Genomic DNA, 18,721 nt, shown 5'->3' on the forward strand with positions numbered 1-18,721 from the left:
CGAGCGCTCCACCCTGGAGGCGCTGAACGTGTACGACCCGCTGGAGTCGATCAACCGTCGCGTCTACCACTTCAACTACCGTCTGGATCAGTGGGTGCTGCTGCCGCTGGTGAGCGGGTACCAGTACGTCACCCCGCGCTTCGTGCGCACCGGGGTGAGCAACTTCTTCAACAACCTGGGCGATGTGCCGAACCTGTTCAACAGCGTGTTGCAACTCAAGGCCAAGCGTTCGGCAGAGATCACCGCACGGCTGATGTTCAACACCATCATCGGCGTGGGTGGGTTGTGGGACCCGGCGACCAGCATGGGGCTGCCACGCCAGAGCGAAGATTTCGGCCAGACCCTGGGCTTCTACGGCGTCCCAGACGGGCCGTACCTGATGCTGCCGGTGCTGGGCCCATCGAACCTGCGCGATACCACCGGCCTGGTGGTGGACTATGCGGGTGAGCAGGCGATCAACTACCTGAACGTGCCCGAGGCCAGCACTGACCACCCGGAGATCTTCGCGCTGCAGGTGGTGGACAAGCGCTATACCACCAAATTCCGCTATGGCCAACTGAACTCGCCGTTCGAGTACGAGAAGGTGCGCTATGTGTATACCCAGTCGAGGAAGTTGCAGATAGCTGAGTAGGACTGATCTGGGCACAGGGACCGCATCAGGGCTGACATCTGTAAGCCCTGACGCGATCCCCTTGAGAACCACCCGAACAAGCAACCTCAAATTCCCAGGAACAGACACAACTCCCGCTTCTTGGCCAGGGCGTCGCGCCGCCCCAGCTCGATCAGCTCGCTGCAGTAGCTGGCCTCGAACAGCAAATAGCTCAACACCCCTGCCCCGCTGGTGCGCGTGGCCCCCGGCCCGCGCAAGAACAGCCGCAGTGCCGCCGGCAACTCGCGCCGGTGCCGTGCGGCGATCTCATCGAGCGGCTGGCTGGGCGCCACCACCAGCACCTCGATCGGCGCCAGCCCCAGGTGTCGCGCATCCAGGTGTGCGGGCAACAGCCGGCTAAGGTGATTCAGGCGCTGTAGCAGTTCGATGTCGTCTTCCAGGCTGTCGATGAAGGTGCTGTTGAGCATGTGCCCGCCGATCTGTGCCAGGCTCGGCTGCTGCCCACTGAACACCCGCTGGGTCGGCAAGGGTGGCGCCGGCCGCTGGGGGTTGCCACTCACCCCCACCACCAGCACCCGGCTGGCGCCCAGGTGCAAGGCCGGGCTGATCGGCGCCGACTGGCGCACAGCACCGTCACCGTAATACTCGTCGCCCAGCTGCACCGGGGCGAACAGTAGCGGGATCGCCGCGCTGGCCAGCAGGTGGTCGATGGTCAGCGCCGTGGGCACGCCGATGCGGCGGTGGCGCAACCAGCCTTCGATGGTGCCGCGGCCCTGGTAGAAGGTCACCGCCTGGCCAGACTCGTAGCCGAAAGCGGTCACTGCAACGGCGCTCAGCTGCTCGGCCGCCAGGGCGTGGCTGATACCGTCCAGGTTCAGGTGCGCTTGCAGCAGGCTGCGCAAGGGGCTGCTGTCGAGCAGCGCCACCGGGGCCTGGGCGCCCAGCCCGAGCAGGCTGTGGCCAACGAAGCGGCTGGCCTGGCGGACTACACCCGGCCAGTCGCTGCGGATGACCAGGTGGCTGCGAAAGTTCTGCCAGAAAGCGGTCAGCCGTTGCACGGCGTCATGGAACTGGGTGGCGCCACTGGCCAGGGTGACGGCGTTGATGGCTCCGGCGGAGGTGCCGACAATGACCGGGAACGGGTTGTGCGCGCCGGCGGGCAGCAGTTCGGCGATGCCGGCCAGGACGCCAACCTGATAGGCGGCGCGGGCGCCGCCCCCTGAAAGGATAAGACCGGTTACCGCGGGTGGGGCCATGGAGTCCTTCCTGGGGTTGATGTGTATTCAGGCACGCCCTGTTCGCGGGTAAATCGGACCGCCGCACCGCCGCTCCCATAGGGATACCCACAGTCCCCGGTTTTGCAAGCCCCGTGTGGGAGCGGCGGTACGGCGGTCCGATTTACCCGCGAAGAGGCCAGACCTGCCTACACAAGGTTCAAGACTTTTTCTTGTCGTACAGCCGCGGTGCGCCCTCGGGCCGCGACTTGAACCGGCGGTGCGCCCACAGGTATTGCTCGGGGCATTCGCGCAACACACCCTCGACCCACTGGTTGATGCGCAGGCAGTCAGCCTCTTCGCTTTCGCCGGGGAAGTCTGCCAGCGGCGGGTGGATCACCAGACGATAGCCGCTGCCGTCCTCCAGGCGCCTTTGAGTGAACGGAATCACCTGCGCCTTGCCCAGCCGGGCGAACTTTGTGGTGGCGGTAACCGTTGCCGCAGGGATGCCGAACAACGGTACGAACAGGCTCTGCTTGGCGCCGTAGTCCTGGTCGGGTGCGTACCAGATGGCCCGGCCCGAACGCAGCAGCTTTAGCATGCCACGCACGTCCTCGCGTTCCACCGCCAGCGAGTCAAGGTTGTGTCGCTCGCGGCCGCTGCGCTGGATAAAGTCGAACAGCGCGTTACCGTGCTCGCGGTACATGCCGTCAATGGTGTGCCGCTGGCCCAGCAGCGCCGCGCCGATTTCCAGGGTAGTGAAGTGCACCGCCATCAGGATCGCGCCTTGCCCCGCCTGCTGGGCCGCCTGCAGATGCTCCAGCCCCTCGATATGGGCCAGGCGCGCCAGCCTGGCCTTGGGCCACCACCAACTCATGGCCATTTCGAAGAAGGCGATGCCGGTGGAGGCGAAATTGGCCTTGAGCAAACGCTGCCGTTCGTCGACCGACAGCTCCGGGAAGCACAGCTCCAGGTTGCGCGCGGCAATGTGCCGGCGCTCACCGGCAAAGCGGTACATGACCGCGCCCAGCGCGGCACCGATTTTCAACAGGGCCCGGTACGGCAGCTGGACCACCAGCCACAGCACGCCCAGGCCCAGCCACAGGCCCCAGAACTTGGGGTGAAGGAAATAGGGACGAAAACGCGGGCGTTCCATTGAAGCATCCGGAAAGACAAAGGCCGCGCATTCTACAACGGATCAGCGCATGTTGCGGGCAACCGGTGTTCTCGTTATAAGTCAGGGCACTTTTTTCGCAACAAGCCGTCTATGCAGACCATGAGCCCAAACCACACACCCGACACCGCCTCCGTGTTCCAGCTCAAGGGCAGCATGCTCGCCATTACTGTGCTGGAACTGGCGCGCAATGACCTTGAAGCCCTCGACCGCCAATTGGCGGCCAAGGTCGCCCAGGCACCGAACTTCTTCAGCAACACGCCGCTGGTATTGGCGCTGGACAAGCTGCCGGCAGGCGAAGGGGCAGTCGACCTGCCCGGCTTGATGCGGATCTGCCGCCACCATGGCCTGCGCACCCTGGCCATCCGCGCCAACCGCATCGAGGACATCGCCGCCGCCATCGCCATCGACCTGCCGGTGCTGCCACCGTCCGGTGCCCGCGAGCGGCCGCTGGACCCCGAGCCCGAGGTGGTGAAGCAGCCCGAGCCGGCCCCGGCACCACCACCACCACCACCCGTCGCCGAACCCGAAGTGCGCCCGACCCGGATCATCACCTCGCCGGTGCGCGGCGGCCAGCAGATCTACGCCCAAGGTGGCGATCTGATCGTGACCGCATCGGTCAGCCCGGGTGCGGAACTTCTGGCCGATGGCAACATCCATGTGTACGGCGCCATGCGCGGCCGGGCCCTGGCCGGCATCAAAGGCAATACCAAGGCACGGATCTTCTGCCAGCAGATGACCGCCGAAATGGTCTCCATCGCCGGCCAGTACAAGGTCTGCGAAGACTTGCGGCGCGACCCGCTGTGGGGAACTGGCGTGCAAGTCAGCCTGTCTGGCGACGTGTTGAACATCACCCGTCTTTAACGGATACTTGCCTGCATTTTTAGAGCAACTTTTTTACCGTTGCCGTTATTTCAAGCTATTCAAGATATTTCAGTTTTTTGCAGGGACGACTGTCCCGACTATTTTAGGGGTGAAACACCTTGGCCAAGATTCTCGTGGTTACTTCCGGCAAAGGGGGTGTGGGCAAGACCACCACCAGCGCCGCCATTGGTACCGGCCTCGCACTGCGCGGCCACAAGACCGTCATCGTCGACTTCGACGTGGGCCTGCGTAACCTCGACCTGATCATGGGCTGCGAACGCCGCGTTGTGTACGACTTCGTCAACGTGGTCAACGGCGAAGCCAACCTGCAGCAGGCCCTGATCAAGGACAAACGCCTGGAAAACCTGTTCGTGCTGGCCGCCAGCCAGACGCGTGACAAGGACGCACTCACCCAGGAAGGCGTCGAAAAAGTGCTGATGGAGCTGAAGGAAACCTTCGACTACGTCATCTGCGACTCGCCAGCCGGTATCGAGAAAGGCGCGCACCTGGCGATGTACTTCGCCGACGAAGCCATTGTCGTGACCAACCCCGAAGTGTCTTCGGTACGTGACTCCGATCGCATGCTGGGTATCCTGTCGAGCAAGTCGCGCCGCTCCGAAAAAGGCGAAGAGCCGATCAAGGAGCACCTGCTGATCACCCGCTACCACCCCGAGCGCGTGGAAAAGGGCGAAATGCTGAGCATCGCCGACGTCGAAGAGATCCTGGCGATCAAGCTCAAGGGTGTGATCCCTGAGTCCCAGGCTGTGCTCAAGGCTTCCAACCAGGGCATCCCGGTCATCCTCGACGACCAGAGCGATGCCGGCCAGGCCTATAGCGATACCGTCGACCGTCTGCTGGGCAAAGAAAAGCCCCTGCGGTTCATCGAAGTGCCGAAGCAAGGATTCTTCGCGCGCCTGTTTGGAGGCAAGTAAACCATGAACCTTTTTGACTTCTTTCGTGGCAGACAAAAACAGACCAGCGCGTCGGTGGCGAAAGAGCGTCTACAGATCATCGTGGCGCACGAGCGCGGCCAACGCAGCGAGCCGGACTACCTGCCTGCACTGCAGAAAGAACTGCTGGAAGTGATCCGCAAGTATGTGAACATCGGCAACGATGACGTGCATATCGAGCTGGAAAACCAGGGCAGCTGCTCGATCCTTGAGCTGAACATCACGCTGCCGGATCGCTGATTCAGCGACCTGCCTGGTTCATTGGGGCTGCGTTGCAGCCCATCGCCGGCAAGCCAGCTCCCACAGGGTCCGCACTGTACCTGTGGGAGCTGGCTTGCCGGCGATGGGCCGCAACGCGGCCCCAATGGTTTTCCCCGCTATCACAGAGATGCCGCAATGCCGCTGTCCAACATCCAGATCCTGCACGAAGACGCCGCCATCCTGGTGATCAACAAACCGACCCTGCTGCTGTCGGTGCCCGGCCGTGCCGACGACAACAAGGACTGCCTGATCACCCGCCTACAGGAAAACGGCTACCCCGACGCGCTGATCGTGCACCGCCTGGACTGGGAGACTTCCGGCATCATCCTGCTGGCCCGCGATGCCGACAGCCACCGCGAGCTGTCGCGCCAGTTCCATGACCGAGAAACCGAAAAGGCCTACACCGCGCTGTGCTGGGGCCAGCCGGCGCTGGAGAGCGGCAGCATCGACCTGCCGCTGCGTTACGACCCGCCCACCAAGCCACGGCATGTGGTGGACCACGAGCAGGGCAAGCATGCGCTGACCTTCTGGCGCATCGTCGAGCGTTGCGCTGACCACTGCCGGGTCGAGCTGACGCCAATCACCGGGCGTTCGCACCAGTTGCGCGTGCACATGCTGTCGATCGGGCACCCGCTGCTCGGCGATCGCTTGTACGCCAACCCCGAGGCACTGGCAGCGCATGAGCGGCTGTGTCTGCATGCGTCGATGCTCAGCTTCACCCATCCGGTTTCCGGGCAGCGGTTGAAGTTCGAGTGCCCGGCGCCGTTCTAACCACAAACCCTACTCGGTAGGAGCAGCCTCTTCGCAGGGCAAGGCTGCTCCTGCAGGGTGCAATGCAGACACAAATTGTCGACATTCTGCGTTAAACTCGCGCCACTGCTGTCTGGAGTGAGCTATGCGCGAAGTACTGAATTCTGGCCTTATCGATTTCCTCAAGGCCTCCCCTACGCCCTTCCACGCCACCGCCAGCCTGGCCCAGCGCCTGGAAGCTGCCGGCTACCAGCGCCTGGACGAGCGCGACAGTTGGGCCACGGTGCCTGGCGGTCGCTATTACGTCACCCGCAACGACTCTTCGATCATCGCCATCAAGCTGGGCAGACAGGCCCCGCTGCTGAACGGCATCCGCATGGTCGGCGCCCACACCGACAGCCCGTGCCTGCGGGTCAAGCCACAGCCTGAACTGCAGCGCCAGGGCTTCCTGCAACTGGGCGTGGAAGTGTATGGCGGCGCGCTGCTGGCCCCCTGGTTCGACCGCGACCTGTCGCTGGCGGGCCGCGTCACCTACCGCCGTGACGGCAAGGTCGAAAGCCAGCTGATCGACTTCAAGCTGCCGATTGCAACCATCCCCAACCTGGCCATCCACCTGAACCGCACCGCCAACGAAGGCTGGATGATCAACCCGCAGAACGAGTTGCCGCCGATCCTGGCCCAAGTGGCAGGTGACGAGCGTATCGACTTCCGCGCCCTGCTCACCGAACAACTGGCCCGCGAGCACGAACTGATCGCCGACGTGGTGCTGGACTACGAACTGAGCTTCTACGATACCCAGGACGCTGCACTGATCGGCCTGAACGGCGACTTCATCGCCGGCGCGCGGCTGGACAACCTGCTGTCGTGCTACGCCGGCCTGCAGGCCCTGCTCGCCGCCGACAGTGACGAGACCTGCGTGCTGGTGTGCAACGACCACGAAGAAGTCGGCAGCTGCTCGGCCTGCGGCGCCGACGGGCCGATGCTGGAGCAGACCCTGCAGCGCCTTTTGCCCGAGGGCGATACTTACGTGCGCACCATCCAGCGCTCGCTGATGGTGTCGGCCGACAACGCCCATGGCGTACACCCCAACTACGCCGACAAGCACGACAGCAACCACGGGCCCAAGCTCAACGCCGGGCCGGTGATCAAGGTCAACAACAACCAGCGCTACGCCACCAACAGCGAAACGGCCGGGTTCTTCCGCCACCTGTGCATGGCCGAGGAAGTACCGGTGCAGAGCTTTGTAGTGCGCAGCGACATGGGTTGTGGCTCTACCATCGGGCCGATCACTGCCAGCCACCTGGGTGTGCGCACGGTGGATATCGGTTTGCCGACCTTTGCCATGCATTCGATTCGTGAATTGTGCGGCAGCCATGACCTGGCGCACCTGGTGAAAGTACTTACAGCCTTCTACCGTAGCCGCGAACTGCCCTGAGATTTATTTGGGCAGGCCCGGCCCTATCGCCGGCAAGCCAGCTCCCACAGGATAACCCCAGGCCCAGGCATCATGGGGAACCTGTGGGAGCTGGCTTGCCGGCGATAGGGCCGGGCCTGTTCAAGGTCAATGCCGCTTCGCTTGCCAGCCGCTATGCTTGTTACATGGCCCCACTGCAAAAGGATTGCTTTCCATGTCCCCGTTTCTGTCGCTGTTCGTGCCGGTGTTCCTGTTCCTGATGCTGCTCACCATCGGCTTCAGCCTGCGCGAACGCAACATCGGCGTGCTGATGATGTGGATCGGCACCTTGGGCATCTTCGGCCTTACTTGCTGGAAGATCCTCGAGAAACTACCGACATAAACCTCTACACTCGGTCAATCGTTTGACCTGAGGTAGTTTTGCCCGTGCCTGCCCTCCTGCGTTACCTGTTCCTGCTGCTGTTTCTATTCATCACTCCGGTACAGGCAGCGGGCCTGCCCGGCCTGCTGGGCGGCAGCGCGCCCGCCCAGCCCGAAGCCAGCGAGCCACTGGGCAAGTCGCTGGACGAGGTGATCAAGAACCTGGAAAACGACCAGCAACGGGCCAAGCTGCTAGCCGACCTGAAAAAGCTGCGCGACGCCACCAAGCAATCGCAACCGAATGTCGAACAGGGCGTGCTCGGCCTGATCGGTGGCGCCCTGCATGATTTCGAAAAGCAGTTCAGCGGTGATGCCAGCCCGTTCCACCGCTGGTCGGCAGAAATAGAACAGGCCCAGGCCGAATTGACCGAACTGATAGTACCGGTGCACCAGTGGCCGGCCATCCTGTTCGGTTTTGCCGCGGTCATTGCCGTGTGGAGCGTGCTGGCCTATGCCTTCAACTGGGTTGGCCACCGGGTGCGCCTGCGCTTCGGCCTGAGTGAAGAACTGCCGCAGCACCCGCGCACCTGGGACCTGGTGCGCTTTGCCCTGCGCAAGCTCGGGCCGTGGCTGGTGGCGCTGGTGTTCACCGTGTACCTGAGCTTCGTGCTGCCGCCGTCGCTGGGCAAATCGCTGGCCATGGTGCTGGCCTACGCGCTGGTGGTGGGTACGTGCTTCTCGGCCATCTGCGTGATCGCCTTCTCGCTGCTCGACGGCCCGCACCGCCATCGCGCCCTGCACATCCTGCGCCACCAGGCGTTCCGCCCGCTGTGGCTGATCGGCAGCTTTGCCGCCTTTGGCGAGGCGATGAGCGACCCCCGCATGCTGGTCGCGTTGGGCACGCACCTGGCGCACGCCCTGGCGACCCTGGCCAACGTGATCGCGGCGCTGTGCACCGGGCTGTTCATCCTGCGTTTCCGTCGCCCGATCGCCCACCTGATCCGCAACCAGCCGCTGTCGCGACGCCTGACCCGGCGTACCCTCAGCGATACCATCGAGATCCTCGGCAGCTTCTGGTTCATCCCGGCGCTGATCCTGGTGGCCATCTCGCTGTTCGCCACCTTCGTATCCGCCGGCGATACCAGCACCGCCCTGCGCCAATCGCTGATGTGCACGGTGCTGGTAGTGGTGTGCATGGTGCTCAACGGCCTGGTGCGCCGTCATGCGGCCAACCCCAAGCGGGCCAGCAAGCGCCAGGCGGTGTACGCCGAGCGCCTGCGCAACTTCGGCTACCTGCTGGTGCACCTGTTCATCTGGCTGGTGTTCATCGAGCTTGGCCTGCGTGTATGGGGCCTGTCGATGATCAGCTTTGCCGAGGGCGATGGCCATGACATCAGCCTGCGCCTGCTGGGTCTGGCCGGCACGTTGATCGTCGCCTGGCTGGTGTGGATCCTCGCCGATACCGCCGTGCACCATGCCCTGGTGCGCTCGCGCCGGGGCCTGGCCAACGCCCGTGCGCAAACCATGATGCCGTTGATCCGCAACGTGATGTTCGTGGTCATTTTCATCATCGCGGTGATCGTGGCCCTGGCCAACATGGGCATGAACGTCACCCCGCTGCTGGCTGGTGCCGGTGTGATCGGCCTGGCCATCGGCTTTGGCGCGCAGTCGCTGGTGGCCGACCTGATCACCGGGCTGTTCATCATCATCGAAGACTCGCTGGCCATCGACGACTACGTGGACGTTGGCGGGCACCTGGGCACGGTGGAGGGGCTGACCATTCGTACCGTGCGCCTGCGTGACATCGATGGCATCGTGCACACCATCCCGTTCAGCGAGATCAAGAGCATCAAGAACTACTCGCGGGAGTTCGGCTACGCGATCTTCCGGGTCGCGATCCCGCACAACATGAACATCGACCAGGCGATCACGCTGGTGCGCGAGGTCGGCCAGAAGCTGCGCAATGACCCGCTGATGCGCCGCAATATCTGGTCGCCGCTGGAGCTGCAGGGGGTCGAAAGCTTCGAGTCGGGGTCGGCGATCTTGCGGGCGCGGTTCAAGACGGCACCAATCAAGCAGTGGGAGGTGTCACGGGCGTTCAACCTGGCGCTGAAGCGGCAGCTCGATGAGGCCGGGCTGGATCTGGCGACGCCGCGGTTGTCGGTGCAGGTGGTGACAGCGGGTGGTGGGGGGATGGCGGAAACCGGTTCTTCCAGCTAGGCCCTATCGCCGGCAAGCCAGCTCCCACAGGTACTGCGCAAGGCTGGAAGCCAATGCGGTCGAGGTGGGAGCTGGCTTGCCGGCGATGGGCTGCAAAGCAGCCCCGGAATCTACTATCAACCCGCCTGGGCGCGGATGCGGATGGCATCATGCCGCCAATACTCCAGGTCGCAGTCGATCAGGTGCCCATGCTGGTCACTGTTGACCCGGGTAATGTGCAGCCCGGGGCTGCCCACCGACACCTTCAATGCGGCCGCTGCCTCCACCGGCAGCGCCGTCGGCAGGATTTCGAAGCACACCTGCCCATAGCGGATGCCATACACCCGCCCATAAATCTCGGTCAGCGACTGCGCCAGGTCGTACTGCAGAATCTCGGGAAAATACCGCGGGTTGAGGTAATGCTCGGCGTACAGCACCGCGCGGCCGTCAATCCGCCGTAGCCGGCAAATCCGCACCACGCTGGACAACGCGGGCAGCTGCAAGCGCGCACAGATGGCCGCCGATGCCGGCTGCAGCCGCGCCGACAGCAGCTCGGTACTGGCCAGCCGGCCCTGGTCGCGCACCATGGCATGGAAATGGCTACGCTCGATCAGGTCGTAGGTCAGCCGCTCCGGCGCAACGAACCAGCCACGGCGTTCTTCACGGTAGATCAACCCCTGGGCTTCCAGCTGCGCCAACGCCTCGCGCAGGGTAATGCGCGTGGTATCGAACACCTCGCTCAGCCGGCGCTCGGCCGGAAGCTTGCCGCCCGGCGCCAGCAAGCCGTGCTCGATCTGCTCCTGTAGGGCATGGCAGATAGCTGTTACCGCACGCGGGGGCGTCGACTGCATCGAAAGGTTACCTATCTGGACTAGTCCAGCCCCAGCACAGGGCATGTGGAGAATAGTGCAGCCTAGGCAGGGCTGATGAACATCCTGTGACAAAGGCTTTGGCCAGTCACTGCCAGAAACGCGCCAAGCCAGCAGGGCCGGGGTGATTAGGTGGTCTACGCTGTAGCTGCAGGGCGCTTGCCGGCCCTTCCCTACATCAAATTGTCACGCAAGCGGCCTACCTTGGCTCAAGGTTTGCTGACCTAGACCAATGGTCGCGGGCAACGGCTTTACCCATAACAACGATCGCAAAAGGCACCCACCCAAGGAGCTACGGATGAAAAAGTTCTTCATGGCGTCACTGCTCGGTTCGGCCATCGCCCTGTGTACCACGGCCATGGCCGCCGGCACCGACCTCAAGGCACTGGAAGACGCCGCCCGCAAGGAAGGCAACATCAACAGCGTGGGCATGCCCGATGCCTGGGCCAACTGGAAAGGCACCTGGGAAGACCTGGCCAGCAAGTACGGCCTCAAGCACAGCGACACCGACATGAGCTCGGCCCAGGAAATCGCCAAGTTCGATGCCGAGAAGGACAACGCCAGCGCCGACATCGGCGACGTGGGTGCCGCCTTCGGCCCCATCGCCGTGACCAAGGGCGTCAGCCAGCCGTACAAGCCAAGCACCTGGGACCAGGTGCCTGAATGGGCCAAGGACAAGGATGGCCACTGGGCACTGGCCTATACCGGCACCATCGCGTTCATCATCAACAAAGACCTGGTCAAGGAAGACGAACGCCCGAAAACCTGGCATGACCTTGAAAAAGGCAAGTACAAGGTCGCCATCGGTGACGTCGGCACCGCCGCCCAGGCCGCCAACGGTGTGCTGGCTGCGGCCATCGCCTACAAGGGTGACGAGAACACCATAGAACCGGGCCTGCAGCTGTTCACCAAGCTGGCGCAGCAGAAACGCCTGTCGCTGGCCAACCCGACCATCCAGACCCTGGAAAAGGGCGAGGTGGAAGTTGGCGTGGTGTGGGACTTCAACGGCCTGAGCTACCGTGACCAGATCGATCCCAACCGCTTTGAGGTGTTGATCCCCTCGGATGGCTCGGTCACTTCGGGTTACACCACCATCATCAACAAGTACGCCAAGCACCCGAATGCGGCCAAGCTGACCCGCGAATACATCTTCAGTGATGCAGGGCAGATCAACCTGGCCAAGGGTCACGCGCGGCCGATCCGGGCGGAGCACCTGAAGCTGCCCGCAGACGTGCAGGCCAAGTTGCTGCCCAACGAGCAGTACGGTGCGGCGCAGCCGATCAAGAACGCCGACGCTTGGGAAAAGACCTCCAAGGCGCTGCCGCAGAAGTGGCAGGAGCAGGTGATCATCGAAATGGAGTAAGGCGCCAGCATCCCTGGCACCTGTACGGGCCTCATCGCCGGCAAGCCAGCTCCCACAAGATCGCCACAACACTCGCCATGTGGGATCCCTGGGAGAGCTGGCTTGCCGGCGATGAATCCAACGCGGTTCATGACTGGAGCAAACATGCAACACAACGTCATTCTGGTCCTGCTAGACGGCCTCAACTACCAGGTCGCCCACCACGCCATGGGCCACCTGCACGCCTATGTCGAGGCCGACCGCGCCGCGCTGTACCGTGTGGAATGCGAGCTGCCGTCGCTGTCGCGACCGCTGTACGAATGCATCCTCACCGGCGTGCCGCCCATCGACAGCGGCATCGTGCACAACAACGTCAACCGCCTGTCCAACCAGCGCAGCGTGTTTCACTACGCCCGCGAGGCCAACCTGGGCACCGCTGCAGCGGCCTATCACTGGATGAGCGAGCTGTACAACCGCTCGCCCTTCGACCCGCAGCGCGACCGCCATACCCACGCTCCGAAGCTGCCGATCCAGCACGGGTTGTTCTACTGGGACGACCGCTACCCCGACTCGCACCTGCTGGCCGACGGCGAATACCTGCGTCGCCGCCACGCACCCAACTTCCTGCTGGTACACCCGATGAGCGTCGACGACATCGGCCACCGCCACGGGCTGGACAGCAGCCAGTACCGCAACGCCGCGCGCAGCGTCGACATCCTGCTGGCCGACTACCTGCCGCGCTGGCTTGAAGAGGGTTACCAGGTCCTGGTCACCGCCGACCACGGCATGAACAACGACCGCTCGCACAACGGCCTGCTGGCCGAGGAGCGCGAAGTGCCGCTGTTCGTGTTCGGCGATGCCTTCAGCCTCGACCCTGCGGCAAAACCGCTGCAGACCGAGCTGTGCGGGACCATCTGCGAAGTGCTGGGTGCGGCACACGACAAAACGGTCTGCCGGGAGTTGCTCAAGTGAATACCCCCAACCGCAGCAGCCGTGGCCGTTACCTGGCCCTGCTGTGCCTGCTGCCGTTCGCCGTGTTCTTCGTCATTTTCCAGATCGCCCCGCTGGCCTGGGTGGCGATCAACAGCGTGCAGTCCGAGGCGGGCTGGGGCGTGGAAAACTTCAGCAAGGTGTTTGCCTCGAAGTTCTACCTGCAGGCCTTGCAACGCAGCCTGGAGATCAGCTTCTGGTCGAGCCTGTTCGGCATCATCATCGCCACCCTTGGCGCCTACTCGCTGCGCCAGGTCGATTCGAAGCTGCGCGACTTCGTCAGCGCCTTCGCCAACATGACCAGCAACTTCGCCGGGGTGCCGCTGGCGTTCGCCTTCATCATCCTGCTCGGGTTCAATGGCGCGCTGACGCTGCTGCTGAAGCAGGTCGGCCTGCTGGAAGACTTCAGCATTTATTCCAAGAGCGGGCTGATTCTGGTGTACACCTACTTCCAGATCCCTCTTGGCGTGTTGCTGCTGTACCCCGCATTCGACGCCTTGCGCGAGGACTGGCGCGAGTCGGCCGCATTGCTGGGCGCCAACCACTGGCAGTACTGGCGGCACATCGGCCTGCCGGTGCTGACCCCGGCACTGCTAGGCACCTTCGTCATCCTGCTGGCCAATGCCCTCGGTGCCTACGCCACCGTGTACGCACTCACCACCGGCAACTTCAACGTGCTGCCAATTCGCATCGCTGGCCTTGTGGCCGGTGACATCAGCCTCGACCCCAACCTGGCCAGCGCACTGGCGATGGTGCTGGTGGGGCTGATGACGCTGGTCACGGTGGTGCATCAATGGCTGCTGAAAAGGAGCTATCATGCGCGCTGACGCCCGCTCCGGCGGCTGGTACCACCGCGTCGTGGTCTACCTGCTGTTCCTGATCCTGTTGTTGCCCCTGGCTGGCACCCTGCTCTACTCGCTGGCCACCAGCTGGTCGGCCAGCCTGCTGCCCAGCGGCCTGACCCTTAAATGGTATGCGGCGCTGTGGAGCGAACCGCGCTTCCTGGCGGCCTTCGGCCAGTCGCTGCTGGTGTGCGTCGGCGCACTGGTGCTGTCGGTGGTGCTGATCCTGCCGCTGCTGTTCGTGGTGCATTACCACTTCCCCAGGCTCGATGCGCTGATGAACATCCTTATCCTGCTGCCCTTCGCGGTGCCACCCGTGGTGTCGTCGGTGGGGCTGCTGCAGCTGTACGGCAGCGGGCCGATGGCGATGGTCGGCACGCCGTGGATCCTGATCGGCTGCTACTTCACCATCGCCCTGCCGTTCATGTACCGGGCCATCACCAACAACCTGCAGGCGATCAACCTGCGCGACCTGATGGACGCCGCCCAGCTGCTCGGCGCCAGCACCTGGCAGGCGGCACTGCTGGTGGTGCTGCCGAACCTGCGCAAGGGCCTGATGGTAGCGCTGCTGCTGTCGTTCTCGTTTTTGTTCGGCGAGTTCGTGTTCGCCAACCTGCTGGTCGGCACGCGCTACGAAACCCTGCAGGTGTACCTGAACAACATGCGCAACAGCAGCGGCCACTTCAACAGCGCGCTGGTGATCTCTTACTTCGCTTTCGTGCTGGTACTGACCTGGGTCGCCAACCGCCTGAACAAGGACAAGACCTGACATGAGCTTCGTCAGCGTGCAAAAAATGCAGAAAAGCTACGGCGGCAGCCCGGTGTTCGAAAACATCGACTGCCATATAGAGCGTGGCGAGTTCGTCACCCTGCTGGGCCCTTCCGGTTGCGGCAAGTCCACCCTGCTGCGCTGCATCGCCGGGCTGACCCCGGTGGACAGCGGGCAGATCCTGCTCGACGGCCACGACATCGTGCCCGTCAGCCCGCAAAAACGTGGCATCGGCATGGTGTTCCAGAGTTACGCACTGTTCCCCAACATGACCGTGGAGCAGAACGTCGCCTTTGGCCTGCGCATGCAGAAGGTCAAGGCCGATGAAAGCCTGGCCCGGGTACGCGAGGTACTGGCGCTGGTGGAGCTGGGCAGCTTTGCCGGGCGCTACCCGCACCAGCTGTCTGGCGGCCAATGCCAGCGTGTGGCCTTGGCGCGTTCGCTGGTCACCCGCCCGCGCCTGCTGCTGCTGGACGAGCCGCTGTCGGCGCTGGATGCGCGCATTCGCAAGCACCTGCGCGAGCAGATTCGCGCGATCCAGCGCGAACTGGGGCTGACCACCATCTTCGTTACCCACGATCAGGAAGAAGCGCTGACGATGTCCGACCGCATCTTCCTGATGAACCAGGGGCGCATCGTCCAGAGCGGCGATGCCGAAACCCTCTACACCGCGCCGGTGGACCTGTTTGCCGCCGGCTTTATCGGCAACTACAACCTGCTCGACGCCGAAAGCGCCAGCCGCCTGCTGCAGCGCCCGGTCACCAGCCGCCTGGCCATCCGCCCAGAGTCGATCACCTTGGGCGTGAATGGTGAGCTGGACGCAGAAGTACGTAGCCACAGCCTGTTGGGCAATGTGATTCGCTACCGGGTAAACGTGCGCGAGGTGGAGTTGGTGGTCGACGTACTCAACCGTTCGCCGGCCGACCTGCACGCGGACGGGAAGCGGGTAAGCTTGTCGATCGACCCCACGGCGCTGCGGGAAGTGGCTTAAGGAGATTCAACACAATGGCACTGGCAATATTCGATCTGGACGAAACCCTGATCCATGGCGACTGCGCGTCGTTGTGGAGCGAGCAGATGGCCCGGTTGGGCTGGGTCGACGGCAAGGAGTTTGTGCGTCGCGACCATGAACTGATGGAGGCCTACGGCAAAGGCCACCTGCAGATGGAAGACTACATGGCGTTCAGCCTGGAGCCGATTGCCGGGCGTACCCTGGAAGAGGTCGAGCATCTGGTAGAGCCGTGGGTCGAGGACGTGATCGAGCCGATCATCTACGGCGACGCCTGCCGCTGCATTGCCGAGCACCGCAAGCGTGGGGATCGGATTCTGATCATTTCCGCTTCGGGGACGCACCTGGTGGGGCCGATTGCGGCGCGGCTGGGGGTGGATGAATACCTGGCGATCGAGCTGGAGGCTGTGAACGGGGTGTATACCGGCAAGACCCATGGGGTGCTGACCTACCGCGAAGGCAAGATCACCCGGTTGCTGGAGTGGCTGGATCAGGAGCAGGAGAACCTGGAGGGGGCGAGTTTCTATTCCGATTCGAGGAATGACCTGCCGTTGCTGCTGAAGGTGGATCACCCGTATGCGGTGAACCCGGATGGGGTGTTGCGTGAGCATGCCGAGACCAACAAATGGCCGATCCTGAGTTGGTCCTGAGCTTCTTGCGTTGCCTGTACCGGCCCTTTCGCGGGTGAACCCGCTCCCACAGGGGATACCACAACCCTGGAACCTGTGGTGATCCCTGTGGGAGCGGGTTTACCCGCGAAGAGGCCTGGCCTGCTTACACCAGGCTCGGGTCGATGACCATCACCAGCTTGCCCGACACCTGGTTGGTCTCAAGCTCGGCATACGCCGCCTGGGCAAACTCGACCGGGTAGGTATCGACCAGCTGCGGCGACAAGCGCTTTTCGGCAAACAGCGGCCACACCTGCTGCTGCAGCTCGCGCAGCAATTCGGCCTTGAAGCTGTCATCGCGGTTGCGCAGGGTGGAACCGGTAATCTCCAGGCGCTTGCCCAGCACCTGAGCAAGGTCCAGCTCGAACTTGCGCCCGCCCATCAGGCCAATGATCACCCAACGGCCGTCACGGGCCAGAACCTTCAGGTTGAGTTCACCGTAGCTGGCGCCGACCGGGTCGAGAATCACGTCGAACGGGCCAAAGCCTTCCAGCGCATCCAGGTTTTCGTTACGCACCACGCCACCTGCGGCGCCCAGCGCCTCGCAGTAGGCCAGCCGGTCCGGCGAACCGACGCTGACCCACACCGGGCTGCCGAACGCCTTGCACAGCTGGATGGCAGCCGAACCAACGCCACTGGCACCGGCATGCACCAGCACCTTCTCACCGGCTTTCAGCGCAGCCAGCTGGAAGATGTTCAGCCAGGCAGTGGCATAGACCTCCGGCAACGCCGCGGCCTCATTCAGGCTCAGGCCCTCGGGCACCGGCAGCACGTGGCGGGCATCCACCACCACTTGCTCGGCCATGGCGCCGCTGGCCAGCAGCGCACACACCCGGTCGCCGACCCGCCAGTCGGCACCGGCGCCCACTTCCTCGACCACCCCGGCGCACTCCAGCCCCATGTAAGGGCTGGCCCCCGGCGGTGGCGGGTACAAACCTTTCATCTGCAGCAGATCGGCGCGGTTCAGCCCCGCGGCGGCCACGCGAATGCGCACTTGGCCGGCGTCACAGGCCGGGCGTTCGGCCTCGACCCACTCCACATGTCCGTCAACGCCTTGCAATGCCTTCACAGTGCCTCCATAGTTGAATCATATGACCGAGCCTGGGACCGCTATGTCCCAGGCTTTTTGCAGTATGCGCCCGGCTCTGATGGAGCCGGCGAACGGAATAGACGGCCTACTATGCGTGATCAAATGCCCCCACGTCGAATCAGCATGAAGCATTTCCTTCCAAGCACCGCCCTGGCCCTGATGATCGGCCTGGGTAGCCTCACGCTCGGCGGCAATGCGGCGGCCGCCAACAAGTGGGACACCCTGCAGCCGGACCGCGACGAGATCGTCGCCAGCCTCAACGTGGTGGAATTGCTCAAGCGCCATCACTACAGCAAGCCGCCGCTGGATGACGCCCGTTCGGTCATCATCTATGACAGCTACATCAAGCTGCTGGACCCGGCGCGCAGTTACTTCACCGCGGCCGATATTGCCGAATTCGACAAATGGAAAACGCAGTTCGACGATTTCCTCAAAAGCGGCAACCTCGACCCGGGCTTCACCATCTACAAGCGCTACCTGGATCGCGTCAAGCAACGCCTGGACTTTGCCCTGGCCGAGCTGAACAAAGGTGCGGACAAGATGGACTTCTCTACCAAGGAGACCTTGCTGATCGACCGCAAGGATGCGCCGTGGCTGAAGAACCAGGCTGAACTCGACGACCTGTGGCGCAAGCGCGTCAAGGACGAGGTGCTGCGCCAGAAAATCGCCGGCAAGGAACCCAAGCAGATCCAGGAAACCCTGACCAAGCGCTACAAGAACCAGCTGGCGCGCCTGGACCAGACCCGTGCCGAGGATATCTTCCAGGCCTACATCAACACCTTCGCCCAGTCCTACGACCCGCACACCAACTACCTGTCGCCGGACAACGCGGAAAACTTCGATATCAACATGAGCCTGTCGCTCGAAGGTATCGGCGCTGTGCTGCAGAGCGACAACGACCAGGTCAAGATCGTGCGCCTGGTACCGGCAGGCCCGGCCGCCAAGACCAAACAGGTAGCGCCGGCCGACAAGATCATCGGCGTGGCCCAGGGCAACAAGGAAATGGTCGACGTGGTCGGCTGGCGCCTGGACGAAGTGGTCAAGCTGATCCGTGGCCCGAAAGGCTCGGTGGTGCGCCTGGAGGTGATCCCGGCCAGCAATGCGCCAAGCGACCAGACCAGCAAGATCGTGGCCATCACCCGCGAAGCGGTGAAGCTTGAAGAGCAGGCGGCGAAGAAGTCGGTGCTCAAGCTCAAGCAGGACGGGCGTGACTACAAGCTGGGCATCATCGAGATCCCGGCCTTCTACCTGGACTTCAAGGCTTACCGCGCCGGCGACCCGGAGTACAAGAGCACCACCCGTGACGTGAAGAAGCTGCTCACCGAACTGCAGAAAGAGAAAGTCGA

Annotated in this window: 19 protein-coding genes; 15 read left to right on the forward strand and 4 right to left on the reverse strand. The window is 63.5% G+C overall.

Features of this window, described 5'->3' with window-relative positions; translation table 11 throughout:
• On the forward strand, window positions 1-631 hold a 631-nt coding region (locus tag HP546_RS11805; protein ID WP_172224861.1), incomplete at its 5' end, for a VacJ family lipoprotein.
• Between the two features lie 86 nt (window positions 632-717).
• Here HP546_RS11805 and HP546_RS11810 read toward each other — a convergent pair.
• Both HP546_RS11810 and HP546_RS11815 read right to left on the reverse strand, forming a co-directional pair.
• Window positions 718-1,866, reverse strand: coding sequence for a patatin-like phospholipase family protein (locus HP546_RS11810; protein WP_172224863.1), 1,149 nt, complete (start codon window positions 1,864-1,866; stop codon window positions 718-720).
• A gap of 178 nt (window positions 1,867-2,044) precedes the next feature.
• Entirely contained in the window at window positions 2,045-2,980 is a 936-nt protein-coding gene (locus HP546_RS11815) for a lipid A biosynthesis lauroyl acyltransferase (protein ID WP_172224865.1), read from the reverse strand.
• Between the two features lie 111 nt (window positions 2,981-3,091).
• On the opposite strand from HP546_RS11815, the gene minC reads away from it, so the two are divergent.
• From minC to HP546_RS11850, 7 genes are all read left to right on the forward strand, one after another.
• Complete coding sequence (gene minC / locus HP546_RS11820) at window positions 3,092-3,862, forward strand: septum site-determining protein MinC (RefSeq protein WP_172224867.1); 771 nt, start codon at window positions 3,092-3,094, stop codon at window positions 3,860-3,862.
• 119 nt (window positions 3,863-3,981) lie between these two features.
• Window positions 3,982-4,794 carry a septum site-determining protein MinD gene (gene minD, locus HP546_RS11825; protein WP_016485323.1) on the forward strand — a complete coding sequence of 271 codons (813 nt, stop codon included), beginning with the start codon at window positions 3,982-3,984 and terminating at the stop codon, window positions 4,792-4,794.
• A 3-nt stretch (window positions 4,795-4,797) separates the two neighbouring features.
• Window positions 4,798-5,052, forward strand: coding sequence for a cell division topological specificity factor MinE (minE, locus tag HP546_RS11830; protein WP_003252572.1), 255 nt, complete (start codon window positions 4,798-4,800; stop codon window positions 5,050-5,052).
• A gap of 156 nt (window positions 5,053-5,208) precedes the next feature.
• Entirely contained in the window at window positions 5,209-5,844 is a 636-nt protein-coding gene (locus tag HP546_RS11835; RefSeq protein ID WP_172224869.1) for an RluA family pseudouridine synthase, read from the forward strand.
• Window positions 5,845-5,968: 124 nt separating this feature from the next.
• The gene (locus tag HP546_RS11840; RefSeq protein WP_172224870.1) at window positions 5,969-7,258 is read left to right on the forward strand and encodes a M18 family aminopeptidase; all 1,290 of its coding nucleotides are present in this window, start codon (window positions 5,969-5,971) and stop codon (window positions 7,256-7,258) included.
• A gap of 193 nt (window positions 7,259-7,451) precedes the next feature.
• Window positions 7,452-7,619: a hypothetical protein gene (locus HP546_RS11845; protein WP_011532728.1), complete on the forward strand. Its 168-nt coding sequence runs from the start codon at window positions 7,452-7,454 to the stop codon at window positions 7,617-7,619.
• 44 nt (window positions 7,620-7,663) lie between these two features.
• On the forward strand, window positions 7,664-9,817 hold the full coding sequence (locus HP546_RS11850) for a mechanosensitive ion channel family protein (protein ID WP_172224873.1): 2,154 nt from the start codon (window positions 7,664-7,666) through the stop codon (window positions 9,815-9,817).
• Window positions 9,818-9,933: 116 nt separating this feature from the next.
• Here HP546_RS11850 and HP546_RS11855 read toward each other — a convergent pair whose 3' ends face one another.
• A complete protein-coding gene (locus HP546_RS11855) occupies window positions 9,934-10,647 on the reverse strand; it encodes a UTRA domain-containing protein (protein ID WP_172224875.1) in 714 nt (237 codons plus the stop codon).
• A gap of 316 nt (window positions 10,648-10,963) precedes the next feature.
• On the opposite strand from HP546_RS11855, the gene HP546_RS11860 reads away from it, so the two are divergent.
• From HP546_RS11860 to HP546_RS11885, 6 genes are all read left to right on the forward strand, one after another.
• Entirely contained in the window at window positions 10,964-12,028 is a 1,065-nt protein-coding gene (locus HP546_RS11860; RefSeq protein ID WP_172224878.1) for an ABC transporter substrate-binding protein, read from the forward strand.
• 144 nt (window positions 12,029-12,172) lie between these two features.
• Window positions 12,173-12,979 (forward strand): alkaline phosphatase family protein, encoded by an 807-nt coding sequence (locus HP546_RS11865; RefSeq protein WP_172224880.1) that lies wholly within the window; start codon window positions 12,173-12,175, stop codon window positions 12,977-12,979.
• The gene (locus HP546_RS11870; protein ID WP_172224883.1) at window positions 12,976-13,824 is read left to right on the forward strand and encodes an ABC transporter permease subunit; all 849 of its coding nucleotides are present in this window, start codon (window positions 12,976-12,978) and stop codon (window positions 13,822-13,824) included. Before HP546_RS11865 ends, HP546_RS11870 begins: the two co-directional genes overlap by 4 nt.
• Complete coding sequence (locus HP546_RS11875) at window positions 13,811-14,608, forward strand: ABC transporter permease (RefSeq protein WP_372242427.1); 798 nt, start codon at window positions 13,811-13,813, stop codon at window positions 14,606-14,608. Before HP546_RS11870 ends, HP546_RS11875 begins: the two co-directional genes overlap by 14 nt.
• 1 nt (window position 14,609) lies before the next feature.
• Entirely contained in the window at window positions 14,610-15,599 is a 990-nt protein-coding gene (locus HP546_RS11880; protein WP_172224888.1) for an ABC transporter ATP-binding protein, read from the forward strand.
• A gap of 14 nt (window positions 15,600-15,613) precedes the next feature.
• Entirely contained in the window at window positions 15,614-16,267 is a 654-nt protein-coding gene (locus HP546_RS11885) for an HAD family phosphatase (protein WP_172224891.1), read from the forward strand.
• 124 nt (window positions 16,268-16,391) lie between these two features.
• On the opposite strand, the gene HP546_RS11890 is transcribed toward HP546_RS11885, so the two are convergent.
• Window positions 16,392-17,354, reverse strand: a complete 963-nt coding sequence (locus HP546_RS11890) for an NAD(P)H-quinone oxidoreductase (protein ID WP_172224894.1) — start codon at window positions 17,352-17,354, stop codon at window positions 16,392-16,394.
• A 144-nt stretch (window positions 17,355-17,498) separates the two neighbouring features.
• On the opposite strand from HP546_RS11890, the gene HP546_RS11895 reads away from it, so the two are divergent.
• Window positions 17,499-18,721 (forward strand): PDZ domain-containing protein (locus HP546_RS11895; RefSeq protein WP_172224897.1); only part of this gene is annotated, 1,223 nt, incomplete at its 3' end.

Origin of the sequence: Pseudomonas sp. CM25, from assembly GCF_013179705.1 — a bacterium.
Classification (GTDB): Bacteria; Pseudomonadota; Gammaproteobacteria; order Pseudomonadales; family Pseudomonadaceae; genus Aquipseudomonas.

Excerpts from the sequence above, each read along its gene's own strand:
- HP546_RS11885 (WP_172224891.1), top strand. The coding sequence starts at position 15,614 with ATGGCACTGGCAATATTCGATCTGGACGAAACCCTGATCCATGGCGAC.
- HP546_RS11835 (WP_172224869.1), top strand. The coding sequence starts at position 5,209 with ATGCCGCTGTCCAACATCCAGATCCTGCACGAAGACGCCGCCATCCTG.
- HP546_RS11810 (WP_172224863.1), bottom strand. The coding sequence starts at position 1,866 with ATGGCCCCACCCGCGGTAACCGGTCTTATCCTTTCAGGGGGCGGCGCC.
- minC (WP_172224867.1), top strand. The coding sequence starts at position 3,092 with ATGCAGACCATGAGCCCAAACCACACACCCGACACCGCCTCCGTGTTC.
- minE (WP_003252572.1), top strand. The coding sequence starts at position 4,798 with ATGAACCTTTTTGACTTCTTTCGTGGCAGACAAAAACAGACCAGCGCG.
- HP546_RS11855 (WP_172224875.1), bottom strand. The coding sequence starts at position 10,647 with ATGCAGTCGACGCCCCCGCGTGCGGTAACAGCTATCTGCCATGCCCTA.
- HP546_RS11815 (WP_172224865.1), bottom strand. The coding sequence starts at position 2,980 with ATGGAACGCCCGCGTTTTCGTCCCTATTTCCTTCACCCCAAGTTCTGG.
- HP546_RS11845 (WP_011532728.1), top strand. The coding sequence starts at position 7,452 with ATGTCCCCGTTTCTGTCGCTGTTCGTGCCGGTGTTCCTGTTCCTGATG.
- HP546_RS11840 (WP_172224870.1), top strand. The coding sequence starts at position 5,969 with ATGCGCGAAGTACTGAATTCTGGCCTTATCGATTTCCTCAAGGCCTCC.
- HP546_RS11865 (WP_172224880.1), top strand. The coding sequence starts at position 12,173 with ATGCAACACAACGTCATTCTGGTCCTGCTAGACGGCCTCAACTACCAG.
- HP546_RS11860 (WP_172224878.1), top strand. The coding sequence starts at position 10,964 with ATGAAAAAGTTCTTCATGGCGTCACTGCTCGGTTCGGCCATCGCCCTG.
- HP546_RS11880 (WP_172224888.1), top strand. The coding sequence starts at position 14,610 with ATGAGCTTCGTCAGCGTGCAAAAAATGCAGAAAAGCTACGGCGGCAGC.